22 protein-coding genes are annotated in these 19,696 nt (G+C 41.7%); 14 read left to right on the top strand and 8 right to left on the bottom strand.

Annotated features, from left to right (window positions below):
• Window positions 1–56: 56 nt before the first annotated feature.
• From ptsG to ACFFGV_RS00100, 3 genes are all read left to right on the top strand, one after another.
• Window positions 57–2,084 (top strand): glucose-specific PTS transporter subunit IIBC, encoded by a 2,028-nt coding sequence (gene ptsG / locus ACFFGV_RS00110; protein ID WP_377344470.1) that lies wholly within the window; start codon window positions 57–59, stop codon window positions 2,082–2,084.
• Between the two features lie 18 nt (window positions 2,085–2,102).
• Window positions 2,103–2,369: a phosphocarrier protein HPr gene (locus tag ACFFGV_RS00105; protein ID WP_377344469.1), complete on the top strand. Its 267-nt coding sequence runs from the start codon at window positions 2,103–2,105 to the stop codon at window positions 2,367–2,369.
• Between the two features lie 134 nt (window positions 2,370–2,503).
• Complete coding sequence (locus ACFFGV_RS00100; protein WP_377344468.1) at window positions 2,504–3,097, top strand: TetR/AcrR family transcriptional regulator; 594 nt, start codon at window positions 2,504–2,506, stop codon at window positions 3,095–3,097.
• Between the two features lie 73 nt (window positions 3,098–3,170).
• Here ACFFGV_RS00100 and ACFFGV_RS00095 read toward each other — a convergent pair whose 3' ends face one another.
• Both ACFFGV_RS00095 and sspK read right to left on the bottom strand, forming a co-directional pair.
• A complete protein-coding gene (locus ACFFGV_RS00095; protein WP_377344467.1) occupies window positions 3,171–3,344 on the bottom strand; it encodes a YpzG family protein in 174 nt (57 codons plus the stop codon).
• Window positions 3,345–3,358: 14 nt separating this feature from the next.
• Window positions 3,359–3,511 (bottom strand): small, acid-soluble spore protein K, encoded by a 153-nt coding sequence (sspK, locus tag ACFFGV_RS00090; RefSeq protein ID WP_377344466.1) that lies wholly within the window; start codon window positions 3,509–3,511, stop codon window positions 3,359–3,361.
• A gap of 128 nt (window positions 3,512–3,639) precedes the next feature.
• Here sspK and ACFFGV_RS00085 point away from each other — a divergent pair, with 128 nt between their 5' ends.
• Complete coding sequence (locus tag ACFFGV_RS00085; RefSeq protein ID WP_377344465.1) at window positions 3,640–3,909, top strand: YfhJ family protein; 270 nt, start codon at window positions 3,640–3,642, stop codon at window positions 3,907–3,909.
• Between the two features lie 58 nt (window positions 3,910–3,967).
• On the opposite strand, the gene ACFFGV_RS00080 is transcribed toward ACFFGV_RS00085, so the two are convergent.
• A complete protein-coding gene (locus ACFFGV_RS00080) occupies window positions 3,968–4,948 on the bottom strand; it encodes a metal-dependent hydrolase (protein ID WP_377344464.1) in 981 nt (326 codons plus the stop codon).
• Between the two features lie 73 nt (window positions 4,949–5,021).
• On the opposite strand from ACFFGV_RS00080, the gene mutY reads away from it, so the two are divergent.
• Window positions 5,022–6,101 (top strand): A/G-specific adenine glycosylase, encoded by a 1,080-nt coding sequence (gene mutY / locus ACFFGV_RS00075; RefSeq protein WP_377344463.1) that lies wholly within the window; start codon window positions 5,022–5,024, stop codon window positions 6,099–6,101.
• Window positions 6,102–6,135: 34 nt separating this feature from the next.
• Here mutY and yfhS read toward each other — a convergent pair whose 3' ends face one another.
• Window positions 6,136–6,360: a mother cell protein YfhS gene (yfhS, locus tag ACFFGV_RS00070; protein WP_377344462.1), complete on the bottom strand. Its 225-nt coding sequence runs from the start codon at window positions 6,358–6,360 to the stop codon at window positions 6,136–6,138.
• A gap of 185 nt (window positions 6,361–6,545) precedes the next feature.
• On the opposite strand from yfhS, the gene ACFFGV_RS00065 reads away from it, so the two are divergent.
• The 3 genes from ACFFGV_RS00065 (at window position 6,546) to ACFFGV_RS00055 (ending at window position 9,443) form a co-directional block, all read left to right on the top strand.
• On the top strand, window positions 6,546–6,758 hold the full coding sequence (locus tag ACFFGV_RS00065) for a gamma-type small acid-soluble spore protein (RefSeq protein ID WP_377344461.1): 213 nt from the start codon (window positions 6,546–6,548) through the stop codon (window positions 6,756–6,758).
• A 222-nt stretch (window positions 6,759–6,980) separates the two neighbouring features.
• On the top strand, window positions 6,981–7,511 hold the full coding sequence (gene ntdP / locus ACFFGV_RS00060) for a nucleoside tri-diphosphate phosphatase (protein WP_377344460.1): 531 nt from the start codon (window positions 6,981–6,983) through the stop codon (window positions 7,509–7,511).
• A gap of 165 nt (window positions 7,512–7,676) precedes the next feature.
• Window positions 7,677–9,443: an ABC transporter ATP-binding protein gene (locus tag ACFFGV_RS00055; RefSeq protein ID WP_377344458.1), complete on the top strand. Its 1,767-nt coding sequence runs from the start codon at window positions 7,677–7,679 to the stop codon at window positions 9,441–9,443.
• A 158-nt stretch (window positions 9,444–9,601) separates the two neighbouring features.
• Here the strand turns inward: ACFFGV_RS00055 and ACFFGV_RS00050 are convergent, their stop codons facing one another.
• Both ACFFGV_RS00050 and ACFFGV_RS00045 read right to left on the bottom strand, forming a co-directional pair.
• Window positions 9,602–10,687: an FUSC family protein gene (locus ACFFGV_RS00050; protein WP_377344456.1), complete on the bottom strand. Its 1,086-nt coding sequence runs from the start codon at window positions 10,685–10,687 to the stop codon at window positions 9,602–9,604.
• 370 nt (window positions 10,688–11,057) lie between these two features.
• Window positions 11,058–12,356, bottom strand: coding sequence for a glutamate-1-semialdehyde 2,1-aminomutase (locus ACFFGV_RS00045; RefSeq protein WP_377344454.1), 1,299 nt, complete (start codon window positions 12,354–12,356; stop codon window positions 11,058–11,060).
• Window positions 12,357–12,528: 172 nt separating this feature from the next.
• On the opposite strand from ACFFGV_RS00045, the gene ACFFGV_RS00040 reads away from it, so the two are divergent.
• A complete protein-coding gene (locus ACFFGV_RS00040; RefSeq protein ID WP_377344452.1) occupies window positions 12,529–12,927 on the top strand; it encodes a potassium channel family protein in 399 nt (132 codons plus the stop codon).
• Between the two features lie 62 nt (window positions 12,928–12,989).
• A complete protein-coding gene (gene bcp, locus ACFFGV_RS00035) occupies window positions 12,990–13,460 on the top strand; it encodes a thioredoxin-dependent thiol peroxidase (protein ID WP_377344451.1) in 471 nt (156 codons plus the stop codon).
• 44 nt (window positions 13,461–13,504) lie between these two features.
• Here the strand turns inward: bcp and abc-f are convergent, their stop codons facing one another.
• A complete protein-coding gene (gene abc-f, locus ACFFGV_RS00030; protein ID WP_377344450.1) occupies window positions 13,505–15,085 on the bottom strand; it encodes a ribosomal protection-like ABC-F family protein in 1,581 nt (526 codons plus the stop codon).
• A 508-nt stretch (window positions 15,086–15,593) separates the two neighbouring features.
• Here abc-f and ACFFGV_RS00025 point away from each other — a divergent pair.
• From ACFFGV_RS00025 to perR, 3 genes are all read left to right on the top strand, one after another.
• Window positions 15,594–16,544 (top strand): D-2-hydroxyacid dehydrogenase, encoded by a 951-nt coding sequence (locus ACFFGV_RS00025; protein WP_377344449.1) that lies wholly within the window; start codon window positions 15,594–15,596, stop codon window positions 16,542–16,544.
• Window position 16,545: 1 nt separating this feature from the next.
• Entirely contained in the window at window positions 16,546–17,103 is a 558-nt protein-coding gene (locus tag ACFFGV_RS00020) for a cob(I)yrinic acid a,c-diamide adenosyltransferase (RefSeq protein WP_377344448.1), read from the top strand.
• Window positions 17,104–17,228: 125 nt separating this feature from the next.
• Window positions 17,229–17,675, top strand: coding sequence for a peroxide-responsive transcriptional repressor PerR (perR, locus tag ACFFGV_RS00015; protein ID WP_377344447.1), 447 nt, complete (start codon window positions 17,229–17,231; stop codon window positions 17,673–17,675).
• Between the two features lie 158 nt (window positions 17,676–17,833).
• On the opposite strand, the gene ACFFGV_RS00010 is transcribed toward perR, so the two are convergent.
• Window positions 17,834–18,190 (bottom strand): YgzB family protein, encoded by a 357-nt coding sequence (locus tag ACFFGV_RS00010; protein ID WP_377344446.1) that lies wholly within the window; start codon window positions 18,188–18,190, stop codon window positions 17,834–17,836.
• Window positions 18,191–18,326: 136 nt separating this feature from the next.
• Between ACFFGV_RS00010 and ACFFGV_RS00005 the strand changes: the two genes are divergently transcribed.
• Window positions 18,327–19,202, top strand: a complete 876-nt coding sequence (locus ACFFGV_RS00005; protein ID WP_377344445.1) for a nucleotidyltransferase-like protein — start codon at window positions 18,327–18,329, stop codon at window positions 19,200–19,202.
• Window positions 19,203–19,696 lie beyond the last annotated feature (494 nt).

Genomic DNA, 19,696 nt, shown 5'->3' with positions numbered 1-19,696 from the left:
GGTTTTTGGAGACGGTTGCACCAATAACTTCGAATAATGAAAGGGAGGAACATATTATGTTTAAACAAGCTTTTGGTACATTGCAAAAAGTAGGTAAAGCCTTAATGCTTCCCGTAGCATTACTTCCTGCAGCTGGTATCCTGCTTGCTTTTGGTACGACCTTCCAAGAAGAGTCCTTCTTAGAAAGAGTGCCTGCATTTAAAGCAGAATGGATTCAGACGATAGCAGAAGTGATGGCGAGTTCTGGTGACATCGTATTTGCTAACCTGGCGTTATTGTTCGCTGTAGGTGTTGCCATCGGTTTATCAAACGGGGATGGCGTTGCTGGTCTTGCCGCCATCATTGGATATTTCATAATGAATGTAACGATGGGAGTATTGAAATCCGTAACTCCTGAAATGGCTGCAGAAAGTCCGGCGTATGCAGAGGTCCTCGGTGTGCCGACCTTACAAACCGGGGTGTTTGGAGGTATTATCGTCGGGATACTCGCATCCATACTATATAAACGATTCTTTAACATAGAATTACCGCAGTACCTTGGGTTCTTTGCAGGTAAACGGTTCGTTCCAATCGTTACCGCATTTAGTGCTCTTATTCTTGGGGTCTTGATGATCGTTGCATGGCCTCCTGTACAGAACGTTTTAAATGGCTTTTCTCATTTCATGCTAGAGCAGAATAGAACATTAGCGGCATTTATCTTTGGTGTTATTGAACGAGCATTGATTCCGTTTGGATTACACCACATTTTCTATTCTCCATTCTGGTTTGAATTTGGCTCTTATACAACAGAAGCTGGAAACATTGTTCGTGGAGATCAGCAAATATTCTTCGCTCAGCTGAAGGATGGAGTTGAATTTACTGCAGGTACCTTTATGACAGGTAAATTTCCATTCATGATGTTCGGTCTTCCGGCAGCAGCACTAGCTATTTATCACACAGCTCGTCCAGAACGTAAGAAGGTAGTTGCTGGTATTATGGGTTCTGCAGCATTAACATCCTTCCTAACAGGGATTACAGAGCCTTTAGAATTCTCATTCTTATTCGTAGCACCATTATTATTTGCCGTACACACGATTTTTGCAGGATTATCCTTCATGGTAATGCACATCCTAGATGTTAAGATCGGGATGACATTCTCTGGTGGTCTAATTGACTTCTTGCTCTTCGGTGTATTGCAAAATCGTACCCCTTGGTGGCTGGTCATTATTGTAGGACTCTGTTTTTCTGTTATTTACTACTTTGGCTTCCGTTTCGCCATTCAGAAATTCAACCTGGCTACCCCAGGTCGTGAAGATGATGTAACGGATCCTGAGGATGATGCAGAAGTAGGCGATCGCCCTTACGAAATTCTAGAAGCACTAGGCGGTCAAGAAAATATTACGTATCTAGATGCGTGTATTACTCGTCTAAGAGTTTCTGTTGACGACAAAGGAAAAGTGGATAAAGAAAGATTGAAGAAACAAGGCGCTTCTGGCGTAATGGAGGTTGGAAACAACATTCAAGCTATTTATGGTCCTTCCTCTGATTCTATTCGTGGTCAGATTCAAGATATTATTGATGGCAAGGTACCCCGCAAACCAGACGCACCCCAAGAATCAGATTCTGAGGCCCCTGCGAAAACAGCAGCGGATGAACTAGAATTTGTAAGCCCGCTGGAAGGTGAAATATTATCTATTTCAGACGTGCCAGATGAAGTATTCTCTGGTAAAATGATGGGGGATGGCTTTGCAATCCAACCGTCCGATGGAGAAATTGTATCTCCTGTAAACGGAAAAGTACTAAATGTATTTCCTACAAAGCACGCGCTTGGTCTAGTTGCCGAAGACGGCACGGAGATTCTAATTCACTTTGGAATTGATACCGTAAGCCTGAAGGGTGAAGGGTTTGAAGCGTTTGTTGCAGAAGGCGATGAAGTGAAGCAAGGTCAAACACTGATGAAGGTCGATATAGACTCCGTTAAAGAGAAGGTACCTTCTATTGTAACTCCAATCGTATTTACGAATCTGGTGGAGGGACAAGAAGTGCACGTTCAATCAAGCGGTACTGTATCCCGTGGTCAGTCCGATATAATAACCATTAAATAGTGGATAGGAGAGATTTACATGGCACAACAATCAGTTAAAATCACAGCAAACGACGGTGTACACGCTCGTCCAGCTACCGTACTTGTTCAAGAAGCAGGCAAATACAAATCTGATATAACTTTAGAGTATAACGGTAAATCCGTTAACCTAAAATCCATCATGGGCATCATGTCCCTTGGAATTCCTTCAGGAGCTGACGTTACATTCGCAGCAGAGGGAAGCGATGAAGATGAAGCTCTTAAAGCAATCATTGACGTTGTGAAAAACCAAGAGCTAGGTGAGTAATACGTGTGAAGGGCAGTACCTCTTGTAGGTGCTGCCTTTTTTTGACGATAAGAACGTTTCTATATATGATAAGTATTAGATGTGTATGTGCGACGTCGATACATAAGTATGGAAGAGGCGAGGAGTGGAACGTATTGGATGAAGAACAGCGAAAGCAAACAGTATTCAGCGCTGCAGCAGAATTATTTATGACCCAAGGAGTGGAGAATACAACGATAGAACATATTGCTAACAAAGCGGATGTAGCTACAACGTTCATAGCAGAGACGTATCCTTCTAAAGAAGATATGCTAGTAGATGTGCTGGCAGCCTCCTTTAATTTTGATGATTCTGATGTGGTGAATACCATTACTAGTCATTATGCGACTCATACGGTAGCGGAGAAGGTGTACTTCTATGTAGAAAAGCGCTTGGAAGGATTAGAGCAGTTTCCAAAAGGAGTACTGCTTGAAATGTTTAGTATTATGTTTAACCTTGCGCAAGAAAAGCCTTCTTATCTTCAGCAGTTTGTAGAATTGGATTTCTTCTTCGTGGATGACTTTATTTCCTTTCTGAATGTTTTAAAGGAAAAAGGAGAAGTATCAAGTGACTATCCGTCTAATCAAGCTGCAGAAACGTTATATAGTGTCTTAGCTTTCGAATTCGTTCTGTATTTATTTGAGGCAGAGCACAGCCAGCAGGATCTTTTGTCAGGGATAAATAGGAAGATACAGTTTTTATTTCCATAGAGTAAAGGTAACTGTCTCTCAAGACTATCCAAATGCAAAGAGGATACCACAGCACTGTGTGGTATCCTGCCTGTTAAGCGCGTGATTTCACGCGGTTTTGAGTGACAATATCTCGTTGGGTTTGCTGGGTTTCCCCATTCACTTGATGGGCAGCATGCTTCGGGTTAGCCCGAGGAGATTGAAAGACATCGCTATAGGCATTTTTATAAAAGGGCTTGTCTACGCGTTTTTCCGTTTTCTGATCCATAATACGTCTACCTCCTAGATATCATTGCGTTTTGATGAATGACGCATTCTTTCTTGAGGACGGGTGTTTATGGTACCATTAGCACGCTTTGATGCGTACTCAGCTTTTGCCTGTGGCTCGCCATTAGGCTTCTTTTCTGGAAAGTTAACGGTTTTGTTTCTTGCCATGATGTGCCCTCCTGTCACAGGATGCATTGTTAAAACCACCATTTGGTGTAAGCATAGTATGTGCACTAGAGACTTTCCTATGTGATACAATAAGGAACAGATTGTTGGAAGTAATAGAGGTGAATGACATGGAAGATATTTTCGAGCGTTTAGCTCATCAATTATGTGATAAAAACAGCCAGCTTACAATGAGGCAGGCGAGAATTTGGGTAGAATATTTATGGGAAGACTTTGAAGCTACTCGTGCGAAGGCAGGACGAGAATATGAAGGGAAGGATACGACAGAACGAATCGTATCCCAATGGATTAACAGCTATGGACCAAAGCTCCACGAGTTTATTTCCAATAACCCGCGATATCAGAACTTATTTGAAGAGGAACAAGATTATTTACACTAGTTCAATCAGAAAAAAATCCTGGCTCAACAGCCAGGATTTCCTTTTTTGATTATTTCTTTCAGGTCGGTAAAGGGTCCAGCTTTTTTTGCAGCTTTTCCTCTGAGAAGATCCATCCAGTATAAGAGGACAAAATGTTTAAGTCATCATCCAATGTCACTACAGCAACGAAAGGATAGCGACCCTTGGAGCGATAACGTAAGTCAATGAGCCGGACTTCTGTATAATGGTCATATTCATCAATTTCCCATCGATAGACAGGGGAGAAGGATAGAAAAGCGTCCATATTATCATCCTGTATCGCTCTGTTCATTACAGGCATATCCGGTAGTGGCTTACGAGCAAACTCATCGACAATAACAATATGTCCATTGACGGAACGCCCGACATAGTATTTATCTTTCGTCGTTATTGCCAAGCGCCACACATTGTGGCGAATCGTTGGGGACGTTACTACCTCTTCTACGTGACTGTAATAATCATGTATTTTTCTCACCATTTCCCGCTTGTCAAAGTATCGCTTAACATAATACAGTGATATGACGAAGTAGAGAATTAAAAACGTATATCCAGGGTCTGCGCCTATATACCACGCAACAATGCCAATAATGTGTAATAGGAAAATATATGGATCGAACGTATTAATAAATCCATAAGCAACCCAGCGCTTGGAAAATGGGCGATATGCCTGAGTGCCGTACGCATTAAATATATCGACAAACACATGTAAAATAACCGCTAGAAATGTCCAAAGCCATAAATGGAAAAAATTAATGCCAGGAGCAAAGGCGTAAATGACACCTGGAATAGCAATCCCCCATAGCAGCACAGCCGGAAGGGAATGAGTTATTCCACGGTGGTTACGTATATATACTGCGTTGTTTCTTAATTTTAAGACCGTATCTAAGTCTGGAGCTTGCGAACCGATAATCGTTCCTGCTAGAACTGCATTGAACAAAGTAGGATCATTTTGAACTACGGGGTCTAATGTAGCCAAACCACCAAGCGCAATGCCCATAGCGATATGGGTACCTGTATCCATTTATTCGGTTTCCTCCTTTGAGGGACGTTTGTCGAATCTAACTAACTTAATTGTAACAGAAGGGTGAAACGTTGTGAAAAATAAACAAGCTGCTAATATACTTGAAGGATTTCATACTGCTGCCTTCCAAAAAGACTTAATCCATTGGTTTAAAGCAGAGCAAAGAATACTACCTTGGCGAAAAGATCAGGATCCTTATAAGGTATGGGTTTCTGAGATAATGTTGCAACAAACCAAGGTCGATACCGTTATCCCTTACTTTAACCATTTCATGGAGCAATTCCCAACCCCGCAGGCGCTTGCTGATGCTGAGGAACAAAAGGTGTTAAAGGCTTGGGAGGGACTCGGATATTATTCTCGAGCTAGAAACCTTCACTCCGCCGTAAAAGAAGTAGTCGAGCACTATGATGGTATTGTACCGGATAATGAAAAGGAATTAGGTGCCTTGAAAGGGGTTGGACCATATACAAGAGGAGCTATCCTTAGTATAGCCTATGATACGCCCTCACCTGCCGTCGATGGAAATGTCATGCGAGTTCTATCAAGGGTATTAATGATAGAAGAAGATATCGGAAAGCCTGCTGCACGAAAAATATTTGAAGCGGTCATTAGAGAACTTATTTCCAAGGAGGACCCATCTTCCTTTAATCAAGGGCTGATGGAGCTTGGTGCCCTAGTATGTACACCAAAGAGTCCTTCCTGCTTATTATGTCCTGTTCAAGAGCATTGCCGAGCCTTTGAGGAGGGAAAAGAACAGGAACTACCGATAAAAACTTCCAACAAGAAGCAGAAGACGATTCCTTATGTGGCCCTGCTTATCCGAAATGAAGATGGTGAAGTACTCATACAAAAACGCCCTGATAAAGGATTGCTCGCTAATCTATGGGAATTCCCTATGATACCACTTCAAGAAGTAAACAGAGAGCAAGTAACGGAATGGATTAAAGCCCAATATGGGATAGAAATCGAACTGCGCGCTTCCCTTGATCATATTAAGCATACATTTTCTCATATTATTTGGGATATGGAAGTGCAAGAAGCATGTACATCAAGCGACGCTTGTATAAACGATGCAGCCTATTTTGTAACAAAAGAAGCGCTAGATGATTACCCATTCCCTGTTTCTCATCAAAAAATTCTTAAACATATGTAAAAAGCTGGTCCTTTTACAGAGGGACCAGCTCCTTTTAATCATAAGTTGGTTTCGTGCCGGATGTCCATGTTGCTTCTTTATGCTCCAGTCCGCCCCTGCGTTTAATTTCCTCATTGATTTCTCTCAAAATGGTTGTACCTTCACTATTAAGATAAGGAAGAATTTGACTTAAAGCATGCTGAAAATAAGCTAATTCATCCGTTTTCCAATCGTCCTTCTGTGTCATTGTAAGTTCTGTCATATCTCTACCAACATACAAAGAGACCGCCTCCTCTACATGCCAATCATTCGCGTTTACGACGCTCCTTGTAGCTTGTGCTATCTTCCCTTTTTCTATACAAAATAGATGGGTAATTATGGTTAATTATGAATAGTATGCTAATTAATTTTTACGGATAAGCTTTTGGATTTTGCACATTCTAATGGTTGCGGAGGTGATTAATGATGGCTAAAAAACAACAAATGAACCAAAAGCAAGCTAACCAAACAGCTTCTGGAACTAACGTTGACCACGTGAAGCAGCAGAATCAACAATCTTCTCAAGGTCAAGGTCAGTACGGAGCTGAATTTGCACAAGGTCAGCAACCACAAAAAACTGACGTGCAGCACGTGAAACAGCAGAACCAACAATCTGCTCAAAAGAAAAACCAACAGTAACAATTAACGGATAGTCGTAACCCCCGAAAACAATACGACTTCCTGGAAAAGCACTCCTATTCTGGAGTGCTTTTTCTAATGTAATATAGCCATCAATTTATATTAAACGCTTCCTCTTATTTTTATTATTTCCATTTCTCGCCGTTAATCGTTATAATTGTAAGAAGAACCAAACAAGCTATAGTAATATGGTTGTGTGTGAAGGAGAAAAGGAGAATTTCTATGTCAGTCCCGAAGCCAGGTCAACATATTCAAATTCATAGCTATAAACATAATGGCCACTTGCATCGAGTCTGGGATAGTACAACTATTTTGAAAGCAACTCAAAATGTTGTGATAGGGGCAAATGATAAAACGTTAGTAACAGAAAGCGATGGGCGGACTTGGATAACGAGGGAGCCGGCTATTTGTTATTTTCATTCTAAATATTGGTTTAACATAATCGGTATGCTGCGCAATGATGGGGTGTATTACTATTGTAATATCAGCTCCCCTTTTGTATATGATCATGAAGCATTGAAATACATTGATTACGATTTAGACGTAAAGGTGTTTCCAGACATGACATATATATTGCTGGATGAGGACGAGTATGAACAGCACCAGCTAGAAATGAATTATCCCCATGTGTTAGACCAAATATTAAAGAACAATGTACATCATTTGTTAAGGTGGATTCGACAAAGAAAAGGGCCTTTTTCGCCTGAATTTATTGATCAATGGTATGAACGTTACTTAACGTATTTAACGTAAGAGCCTGTTGACTTATCCAACAGGCTTTTTCATGTTCTCAAATAAGAGGTGTGAGCGTATCCCTTTATGAATTATACTTTTAGGGTAATATGTAAAAGGGATAAAACACATTCACGTATGGTATAACTTACACGCACAACTCGAGAAGTCAGAGAGGTGACAGCTATGGGAAGCATCAAAAGGTATATTCAATTCGTCAAGCCATATAAATGGAAAATTGTCATAACGATTGCAATTGGCATTTTGAAATTTGGAATTCCATTATTAATTCCGCTATTATCGAAATATGTAATCGACGATATCATTAATGGGGATATGAGCCAGGATGCGAAGGTAGAAGAGCTATTATGGATCATGGGCGGAGCCCTATTCGTATTTCTCATCATTCGACCGCCGGTAGAATACGCAAGGCAGTACCTGGCACAGTGGACAGGGAATACTATTTTGTATGACGTACGAGGCAAGCTTTTTGACCATATTCAACGACTAAGTCTTCGGTTTTATTCCAAGACCAAGACAGGCGAAATTATTTCAAGAGTCATTCATGACGTCGAGCAAACAAAGAATTTTGTTATCACAGGTTTAATGAACATTTGGCTTGATATGATCACAATCGTAATAGCAATTATTATTATGCTGACATTAAATGTCTCTTTAACAATCGTATCCATTGCTCTATTTCCGCTCTATGGATTTGCTATTAAATATTTCTACAAACGCTTGAGAGATTTAACAAAGGACCGATCCCAAGCGCTGGCTGAAGTACAAGGACACTTACACGAACGAGTACAAGGTATGCCGGTCATTCGAAGCTTTGCGCTGGAAGACTATGAGCAGAATCAATTTAATGATCAGAATGCCAATTTCCTTGATAAAGCTTTGAAGCATACAAGCTGGAACGCAAAAACATTTAGTGTGACTTCAACTATTACAGATCTGGCACCAATACTTGTAATTACCTTCGCGGGGTATCAAGTTATTAACGGAAACGTAGAAGTAGGTACGATGGTTGCGTTTATCGGCTATATGGATAGAGTTTATGCACCGCTGCGTCGACTTGTAAACTCCTCCACCGTCTTAACTCAGTCAATCGCTTCCATGGATCGCGTATTCGAATTTATGGATGAAGAATACGATATAAAGGATAAAGAAAATGCCAAAAAGCTGGAGCGAGTGGACGGAGCCATTTCGTTTGATAACATATCCTTTCGATATGATGAGGATGAAAATCTCGTCCTGAAAAACCTCTCTCTTGAGGTGAAAAAAGGGGAAACCATCGCACTCGTTGGGATGAGTGGCGGCGGTAAATCGACCCTCGTCAGCCTCATACCACGATTTTACGATGTGGAACAAGGCAGTATTCGAATTGATGGAACCGATATTCGCGATGTGCAGGCTCAGTCCCTCCGAGATAAAATCGGCATGGTGCTGCAGGACAATATCCTCTTCAGCGAATCCGTTCGCATGAATATCAAAATGGGTAATCCGTACGCGACAGATGAAGAAGTAGTAGAAGCGGCCAAAGCAGCTAACGCCCATGACTTTATCATGGAGCTGCCGCACGGGTATGATACTCTTGTAGGCGAACGCGGCGTAAAGCTATCCGGTGGACAGAAGCAACGAGTAGCCATCGCCCGCGTATTCCTGAAAAACCCACCACTACTCATTCTAGACGAGGCTACATCTGCCCTTGACTTAGAAAGTGAGCACCTCATCCAAGAAGCACTAGAAAAGCTGGCAAATAACCGCACCACCTTTATCGTGGCACACCGCCTTTCCACCATCACCCACGCCAATCGCATCGTCTTAATTGAAGATGGCGTAATTAAAGAAGCGGGCAGCCACTCCGAGCTCATGAAAAAACAAGGCGGCTACTATAACCTTTACCAAGTCCAGCAGCTAGACGGAGAAAAAGAATATTTGGGAACATGATATGAAAGGAGACGTCCATCGGGGCGTCTTTTTTATTGAAGGAGGAGCAGGGAGGGGTTTGAGGTAAGATGATGGAAAAGCGACTGGTCAGGCCAGCTTTGATTCACTCACTTCTCATAAAAAAAGCCCGCTCATTGTTAAGAGCGGGCGATTTATATTTAGTGTACGGTTGGTTTCTCTGGCTTCTGTACTTTAATTTTTTCAGAGGTGTGATAGTGTTCATAGCTGGATAATAACTTTTCAATTCGCTGCAGGCTTTGATGATAATCCATAAGCTTGGTAGCGAGAGGTAAAAACATGAGCTTTTCCTCTTCGCTGTCCTTTTCCTCATAAATTTCGATTAAATATTCTACAAGCTTAGGAATATTGGGCATGCTGGAATCATCTACTGAGTCTTCTTGGCGCACACGGATTCGGCCCATTACCGAGAGGATTAGTTTTTCGTGTGCATGAATGACTTTATCCAGTTCGTTAACCAGCGTGTTTCGAAATTCTGTGCTGACTTTATCCATTTCATTTTCTAATTCGTAGAAGGTTCGCAGTACTTCGGCTGATTTTTGCGTAGTGGAAATGAGGTGCCGAAATACGACTAGCTTTCTGGCTTTCTGAAAGCGTTTCTTCTTTATATACGTTCGTTCCTCTTTGTAGAGGCTGTATATTCTGTCTATGTTTAACAGTTGATTATCTAATCTGCTTATTTCTTCTCGTAATGCTGGCCTGTCTGACAAGTGTCTCGTTGTAATCCGCAGCCATTGCAAAATATCAGTAGTGGTTCGGTCAATAAGTCCGAATAGCTTCGTTTCATACTTGGGCGGCAGGAAGATGAGATTGACGAGAAAAGATGCGAGTACTCCAAGCATTAGCGAGGTGAAGCGTAATCCTACAAATTCGAGGAACGCCATATCTGTTGTTTCCATAATCGCAATTACCGCAACTAATGCGAGCAATACGGTGTTTTCCTTCATGCCGAATTTTACACAAATACCGATAACAATAATAATCGTAAAGCCCATAATAAAAGGGTCGTTACCAAGTGTCAGTACAAAAATGGCTGCACTGATGGCTCCAATAATATTTGCTTCGATCTGCTCAATAATGGTTTGATAGGATCGATAGATGGATGGTTGAATAGAGAAAAGCGCCGCAATACCAGCAAATATTGTACTAGAACCGATAAGCGATGCGACATATATAGCGATGGCGACGGCTAGTCCTGTTTTCAACATCCTTGCCCCTAGTTTCATTGAAAAACCTTCCTTTACAAAATACCTATATGAACATTATGTATTATACTCCAAGTTCATCCAAGAAAACATGAAAAGTTATGGACGATATCCGACAGAAATCCAAAAAAAATACTGATGCTAAAAGTAGCATCAGCGAACGTGATCCTCGAAAGGATAGCTTTTCTACCCTTACATGACGCAGGAGTAGAAAGGCTTATGAAAAGGGGTAAGAAATGAAAGTAGCACAAAAAATATGCTAATATTCAGATTATTTATAATATTAGCATGAATAATGACGTTTGACAACTACTTTTGGAATATTCTTTTGATATCTATAGAATAAAGGGTAAAAAAAACCGCCCATTCCCAATGGACGGTTTCACTAGCACTAAGCTTCTTTGGCCATAATGCTGAATACCTTTTCAACGGCTTGAAGTGTTGCTGTAATATCTTCCTCCGTGTGGGCGATGGTTAGGAACCATGCCTCAAACTTAGATGGTGCGAGATTGATGCCCTCTTGGAGCATTAGATGGAAGAAACGAGAGAACATTTCTCCATCCGTTGCATCAGCCTGGTCATAGTTCTCTACCTCCCCATCCGTGAAGTACACTGTTAGGGCACCTTTTAGACGATTGATTTGTACAGGTAGTCCATAGGTGCTAGCATGCTTGTTTATTCCATCTTCCAGCATTGCGCCGAGGCTATCGAGATAATCGTAGGTTCCATCCTGCTGTAGAACTTCTAAGCACGCAATACCAGCAGAAATAGAGGCTGGGTTACCTGACATGGTTCCTGCTTGATAGGCTGGTCCGAGTGGGGCGACTTGTTCCATAATATCCACTCTGCCACCATAGGCGCCGATTGGCAGGCCGCCGCCAATAATCTTGCCCATTGCTGTCATGTCTGGCTGAACGCCAACGATTTCCTGGGCACTGCCGTAAGTAAAGCGGAATGCTGTAATGACTTCATCGTAAATAACGAGAGAGCCTGCATCATGGGCAATGTCGTTAACAGCTTGCAGAAAGCCTGGTTTAGGTTCTACAATTCCAAAGTTCCCTACGATGGGCTCTACTAATACAGCAGCTACATCTTCGCCATGGATGCGGATTGCTTGTCGGAATGCTTCCACATCATTAAACGGTACAGTAATGACTTCTTCAGCAATGGAAGTAGGAATACCAGCTGAGTCTGGGGTCCCGAGTGTAGCTGGACCAGAGCCTGCGGCTACAAGAACAAGGTCCGAGTGCCCATGGTAGCAGCCGGAGAATTTAATAACCTTGGTACGATCTGTGTATGCTCTGGCAACACGGATAGTAGTCATAACTGCCTCTGTACCGGAATTGACAAAGCGAACCTTTTCTAATGAAGGAATAGCCTCCTTCAGCATTTTTGCAAATTTATTTTCCAGCTTAGTTGGGGTGCCGTACAGTACTCCATTATAGGCAGCAGCAGAAATAGCCTCTGCAATATGGGGGTGAGCGTGTCCCGTTATGATAGGACCGTATGCGCCTAGATAATCTATGTATCTATTACCGTCCACATCCCAGAAATGGGCGCCCTTTGCGTGTTCCATAAATACAGGAGTACCTCCGCCTACCCCTTTATAGGCACGAGAAGGAGAGTTCACTCCGCCAACAATATGATCTTCAGCTTCTTTATATAATGCAATAGATGTATCAAACTTCATCGATAATCCTCCAATATATGTAGTCGTTCTTTCGTGAAAGGTACAGCGTTATTCTAACATATTAGCCTATTATATTCTGTATGGAGAGCTAGGCAAGATTTGGAATAGCAACCTATTATCATAAAAGAGTTCCTTCCTTTGTACACTGTAATAAGGACAAGGGGGGCTTTTGATGGCAGCGTGGTGGATCGTTCCTCTAGTATTAATTGTTTTAATTGGGAGTGTTGTTCAATTATTGCATTTTCATAAAGAGCGAGAATCCCATTTTTCCATAGATAGATTTTACTCCTTAATGCTCGTCTATATCATTGTCATGATTGGATTTGGGCTTATCTATTTTTCCCTGGCTTCGGAGGGGAGAATTATTTTGGAGGATGCCATGCTTCAGCAGGAGTCTGTTGTGGACCGTCTCGCCCATGCCATTTATTTCAGCGGGGTAACGTTAATGACAGTTGGGTATGGGGATATAACCCCCATCGGGATAGGGCGTGTTTTTGCTTTAATGGAAGCTCTCATTGGCTGTGTGCTCCCGGCAGCCTATTTCGCACCACTTATCTATCGAAAGGAATAACAGTTGTAAGTTGGCGCTTCTTTAGTTACCCTTTACTATATACCAAATAGGAGGGATACATAATGAGTGTTGAACTTGGAAAGCAAGCGCCTGATTTCGAATTAAAGGCTAGTAATGGAGAAACGGTAAAGCTGTCCGATTTTCGTGGAAAGCATGTGGTACTTTATTTTTATCCTAAAGATATGACACCAGGCTGTACAACGGAGGCTTGCGATTTCCGTGACCATCACGAGAGCTTTACAGATGTGGATGCCGTTATTCTAGGAGTAAGTCCAGATCCAGTGGACCGCCACAAAAAATTCATCGACAAGCACGAGCTGCCATTCTTACTGTTGGCAGATGAGGACCATGCGGCTGCAGAAGCGTATGACGTATGGAAACTAAAAAAGAATTTCGGTAAAGAATATATGGGAATTGAGCGGTCCACCTTTCTCATTAATAAAGAGGGCGAGTTAGTAGAGGAGTGGCGCAAGGTGAAAGTGAAGGGCCATGTGGAAGCCGCTTTGGAATATATTAAAGAAAATTTATCCTAATACACAAACACCCTTCCTCCTTGATTGGAGGAAGGGTGTTTTACTTAGGAGAGCGAACGTAACGTAGCAAGAGTTTCGGCATATTGTTTTTCTAAATCTTCTATATTCTCTTTAGGCTCTGGCGCGCTTAGCCGGCCAATTAGTTCCGTTAATTTGTTCTCCAGTCTCATTTTATCCTCCGTGAGAGGGGATACTGCTTTATCTCTATCCATATACTCCTGGTATGAGGAAAGGGAGCCAGCATAGCTTGTTACTTGCTGCTTCTCCAGCATCCACAGGTGATTTGCTGTTTTGGAAACAAATCGACGATCATGGGATACAAAAAGAATAGTGCCTGGATAAGCAACAACAAGGGATTCTAAAGCAGCGATAGCTTCGACATCGAGGTGATTGGTCGGCTCATCGAGTACTAATACGTTATAATCTCCGGTTAGCAATCTAGCGAGAGCTGCTTTTACCCTCTCTCCGCCACTTAATACACCAATGGGCTTATGAACCTCTTCCTCTTTAAAGTGAAGCCTCCCTAAAATGATTCGTATCTCATGCTGAGGCAGCGTGCTATTAGCTTGAGTGAACTGAAGAATGGATTCCTCCGCAGGTAATGCCTCCAATGTTTGCTCAAAATGTCCAATGGTTGCCTGTGCGGACCAATTATCTTGTCGCTCATTCAAAAGCTGGTGTAGTAAAGTAGATTTGCCACTTCCATTCTTACCTAGAAGGGCTGTTTTTGAGCCAGTCTTTAGCTTAAGAGAAGGAATTAGGTACAGGGGACTTCCCTCTAATGTCTTTGATATTTCTTTGGCAAAGAGCACGTGCTTTCGATGGATGGGGGAACTGTTTCGAGCCCCCATTGTTACCTTATCCCACTCAAATGGCTTTTCTACTTTATCTAAACGGTCAATGCGCTCCTGAATTACTTTCGTCACACGCTCCACTTTTTGTTTTTTACCAGAAGCCTTTCCTTTATGAAGCTGCCATTCGGAGCTTCCCATCCGAGCGGGCGGTTTGTTCATACCTTTTGCTTGCTGTTCTTTTTGACGCATTCGCTCTGTTAGTCGTTTCTTCTCTTTAGTATATGCTTCAAACGCTTCATGCTGCTGTCTTACTTGCAGTGCTTTTGCCTCTTGGTAGTAGGAATAATTTCCGTTGTACACATGAACATCCCCTTCATCCAGCTCCCAAATCGTAGAACAGACCGTATCGAGTAACGCTCGATCGTGTGAAACAATGACAAATGCTGCTTTTTGCTGCAGCAATTTTTGTTCCAGTAACTCAATCTGGTGCCAATCAAGGTTGTTAGTCGGTTCGTCTAATAACAGGAGGTCAGCTGGCTCCTGAAATATGTGCTGGAGCTTGCGTAACGTTTTCTCTCCGCCACTCTGTTTATTCCATTCAGCGGATTGAATGTCATCCAGCTGGCTAAAGTAGTGGACACTTCCATTCCACTGTACAGCAGGCGTTTCCTCAGTCTTTCCAAGTAAATAGTGAAGCAGCAACGACTTACCTATTCCGTTTTTTCCGACCAGGCCAATACGATTGCCGGAGTGAATGGATAATTCCTTAATAGATAATACATTCCGTTCTCCAATACTGTAGTCTATATTATGGGCATGCAAGATTCTCATAAAAAAACCTCCCTGTTCGTTCCAGAGAGGGAGGTGCTGTCCATAGACATACGAATTCCTTTTATTTGCCGTACACGAAAGGAACCTTATGCGCTATACACAATGGTCTAAAAAAGAAGACATACCTATCCTATCTGGAACGAGTTGTTCGTAGTTCACGTACATATGAAACTCGCCTCTTTATCATAGGATTAGTACTTCATTGTGTATAAGGTCATTCCCTTCCGTTTAAATTATTTTCTATTATATTCCTTTATTGAAAAGGAAGCAATGGAAATCAGAAAAATATAATTATTTTAGGTAATCATCCAAACAACTTTACGGGGATTGCGTATAGTAATGTAAGGTATCAAACCAAACCTCCCCTTAATTTTATATAGATTGGTTTACACGAGGCATTTGTCTCGTGTCTTTTTTTGTTAGAACATAGCCGATATAAGTGCTCAGGCTTTTGGAAGCGATGGAAAAACGGTATGATGGTAGAAAAGAATGCTGTAGGAGGACGTATATGTATATCGTAACAAGCTGTAAAATAAGAAGAGATCTGCGAGAGCATCTGGTTACGTCTTATCCGGATATCACCTTCCAATTCTGTGAGAGTATGGAGGAGGCAAAGCCATATCTTCCGAAAGCAGAGATTCTATTTACATACGGAGAAGATGTAGAGACCACTCACGTCGAACAAGCGAAGAAGTTACAATGGATTATGGTTCTGTCAGCAGGGGTAGACAAGCTGCCGTTTGAAGCTATAGAACAAGAAGGCATTACCGTAACAAATGTAAAAGGGATTCACAGCATCCCAATGAGTGAATATGCCATTTCCATGCTGCTGCAGGTGAATCGAAACGAAAAAACGCTAATAGAAAATGAAAAGCTGCGCAAATGGGAGAAATTTTTGCCTATAACCGAAATCCACGGTAAAACAATGGTCGTGGTAGGAGCGGGAGCAATTGGCCAGGAGGTAGCTAGACTTGCTAAAGCCTTTCGTATGAAGACGGTTGGGATTTCAAATAGCGGTAGGGATAAAGAGCACTTTGATGAAGTATATCAAAAGGACCAGTTAGATTATATCCTCCCTGAAGCGGACTTCGTGGTAGCTGTTTTACCAAGTACACCAGAGACAAAAGGGTTCTTTACTAGAAGCCACTTTGAACACATGAAGGATTCTGCCATCTTCCTGAATATGGGGAGAGGAGATGCTGTGGGGGATGACCTTATGCTGGATGTGATGGAGGATGAGCTTATAGAACACGCCATTCTAGATGTGTTTGAGCAGGAGCCGTTGCCAGAAGCGCATCCGTTTTGGGGGATGCCGAATGTTACTGTCACCCCACACTTGTCCGGCCTATCTCCTGAGTATCAACCAAGGGCATTAGAAGTGTTTGAGCGAAACCTCCCTGTCTATCGTAATGGTGGAGAAGATTTTGTAAACAGGATAGATCCTGGAAAGGGGTATTAACATGAAAATCTATACAAAAGGCGGCGATAAAGGGACCACCTCTTTAATCTATGGGGACCGTGTACCTAAGCATGATATTCGAGTAGAAGCGTATGGCACTTGTGATGAAGCGAATTCGATGATTGGTATAGCAGTTAGTCATTTACCTTCTGACACTAATAAGGAGTTAGAGCAATTTAAGCAAACGATGCATAACATCCAAACTATTCTATTTCATGTTGGAGCTGAATTAGCTACACCAAAAGGGAAGGAAGTAAAATGGGAGGTAAAGCAGGAGCATATTGAACAGCTGGAGCAGCAAATAGACCGCTGGGAGGAACAGCTTGAACCACTCCGGAACTTCATATTGCCATCAGGTCACCCAGCATCGGCTGCGTTACATGCTGCCAGAACCATTGTAAGAAGAGCAGAAAGGTCTGCTGTGGTCATTAAAGATGAATTGAACAACCCGCTGGTCCTCAGCTACCTAAACCGATTGTCTGACTTCCTGTTTGTGGCAGCAAGGTTCATCAACAAGTGTACAAATGGAGAAGAACTGCCGCTACGTGCTGATATATAAGCGGGAACATACAACAGCGGCAACGTCTCAACGTTGACAAACGCTTATGGGAGAGGTTACACTATTTATAAGAATTTTAATCTAATAATGTTGTTTATTAATAACCTTTTTCGAAAGCGAGGTGCATGGCGGTGTCAGATCATAGACTTAATGAGGCTTTGGACACGTTAAAAGGTTCTGGCGTCCGGATTACACCCCAACGTCATGCGGTGCTTGAACATCTCATCAATGCAATGAATCATCCGACAGCAGATGATATATATAAGGCGCTAGAGGATCGATTCCCGAATATGAGTGTAGCTACAGTGTATAATAATCTACGCTTATTCAAGGATATCGGCCTTGTTCGCGAATTAACGTATGGAGATGCCTCAAGCCGGTTCGATTACAACACGAGCGAACACTATCATGCTATTTGTAATGAATGCGGTAAGATTGTAGATTTCCATTATCCGATACTGGATGAAGTAGAATCATTAGCTGAACAGGTGACAGGCTTTGATGTAAGTCACCACCGTATGGAAGTGTACGGAATTTGTGAAAACTGTAAACAGAAGCAATCTGCTCACTAAGACTGAAAGTTTTCTATAGAAAGCTTTCAGTTTTTCTATGCCGTAGGTCCTTGATGAAAGAGGTCTGATAAGGCAGATTCTCCTTGTTATGGACAAAAAAAGGCCCTGTTTAGGAATCATTACCAATAAACAGGGTCTTTTTGCAGTTGAATTTTTGCTCACTTTTGATATTTTTTAGAGTTGTAGCGTTCATCGAATTCTTTTCCTTCTAGATCTTTATCAATGGTAAGAGGCTCATTACAATGCATACAAGCGTCCACGCGACCTAGCATTTTCGTAGGTTTCCCACAATTTGGACAGACGACTTGTATCGTCTTTGTCGACAGCATACCAATCCAGAAGTAAATGACCGTACTCAAAGCCACTGAAAGCAAGCCTAGAATCATAAAGATGCTCATCAGCCACATTGTGCTCTTAAAGAGTAAGCCTACGTACATGATCGCAAATCCGATAAATATTAAACTTAACGCAAATGTGCGGATTTTATTAATCTTGTTTGAGTATTTTAGTGCCAATCCAGTCCCCCCAATCACATCTTACAATGGTAGTATAGCATATATTATAGGGGACAAATCAGCATGGAAAAAAGGAATTTATGTGAACGCGTCGAAAGTAAACACTATCTTAATCTTTATGTTGGGGGAAATTGCTATGGAAGACGTGTTACGTCCGATCTACCAGGAGCGAGCTAGTCAGAAGAACACGCTAGGAATACTGCTGCTCGAAAAAAAGAAGCCGGTAAGTCCGTTAACCGATAACTTCGACGTGATATTACTTATTATCGTACGAGAAGCAGATCAGCCGTGGTTTGTAAAACACTATGATTTTCATGGAAAGAATGCTGCTATGCATGTAATTGATGAAAGACAGCTAATAGACTGGGTAGATACAAGCTCGTACCGAAGAGCTATTGAGTGGTTAATCGAAGGGAAAATCGTTTTTGACCGAAATGAGTATGTCAGTCACCTTAAGGAGAACTTACGAAACTTCCCTCAAGAAAAACGAGACCTTAAAAAAGCCATAGAATTTGCCAAGCTTATAAGAAGCTACGGAGAATGCAAGGATTTATATGAGAATGAACAATACATGGATGCCTTCAGCCGCATGGTCAATTGTCTTCATTACCTAGCTCGTCTATCCGTTATAGAAAAAGGATTCCATCCAGAAGTAACAGTATGGAATCAAGTGAAGCATATTGAACCAGAAGTGTATAAGCTTCATCAGGAGTTAAGCAGCAGTAATGAGACGCTAGATAAACGAGTCCAGCTTATGCTGCTTGCGGCAGAGTTCGCTGTCAATTCCCGTACACTAAATTGCTCCCAGCATTTAATAGAAATTATGAAAGAGAAGCAAGAAGCCTGGACTTATGGCGAGCTTATGATTCATCCTCACATAAAGCCCTATTCCTTAGACCTTGGAGCCTTACTAGAACATCTTGTCGACAGAGAAGTAATCGATGTCGTAAAGGTAGAGACCAAAGGGAAGGATATTTATCATCGCAAATATCAATTAAAGCACATGGATTAATAAAGAAGGCTCCTTACCGTTTACAAGGCGGGAACAGGAGCCTTTTTTACATTCTCCGTATACGGCTCTCTACAGAAATATAAAAAAGTTAAAGAAAACTATTGCGTAAAGAAGCTGCTGCATGGTAAATTATTAATTGTCGCTTTGAGAGGCGGACAAAACACAGCATCATTACGCTCACATCAATTCAAAAAAGTGTTGACGAAAGAGTGGTACAGTGATAAAGTGGTAAACGTTGCGCTAATAAAGCAGACAACAACACAAACATTTCAAAAGCAAAATCAACAATTAAGAAAAATTTAATAAGTTGTTGACGAAGCCATAACGAAATGGTATGATAATAAAGTCGCTATTTTGAGCGGCCAAGCAAAAAGCTGAAACGCTTTTGATCTTTGAAAACTGAACAAAACAACTTGTAAACAACCTGTTAATTTTTTAACATTAGCCAGTAATCATGTTCACATGATGTTAGGCGAACTCTTATGGAGAGTTTG

Source organism: Pontibacillus salicampi (assembly GCF_042434395.1).
GTDB classification, from domain to species: Bacteria; Bacillota; Bacilli; order Bacillales; family BH030062; genus Pontibacillus; species Pontibacillus salicampi.
The sequence above is the reverse complement of the archived record's forward strand: the minus strand, read 5'-3'. Positions and strand labels throughout refer to the sequence as shown.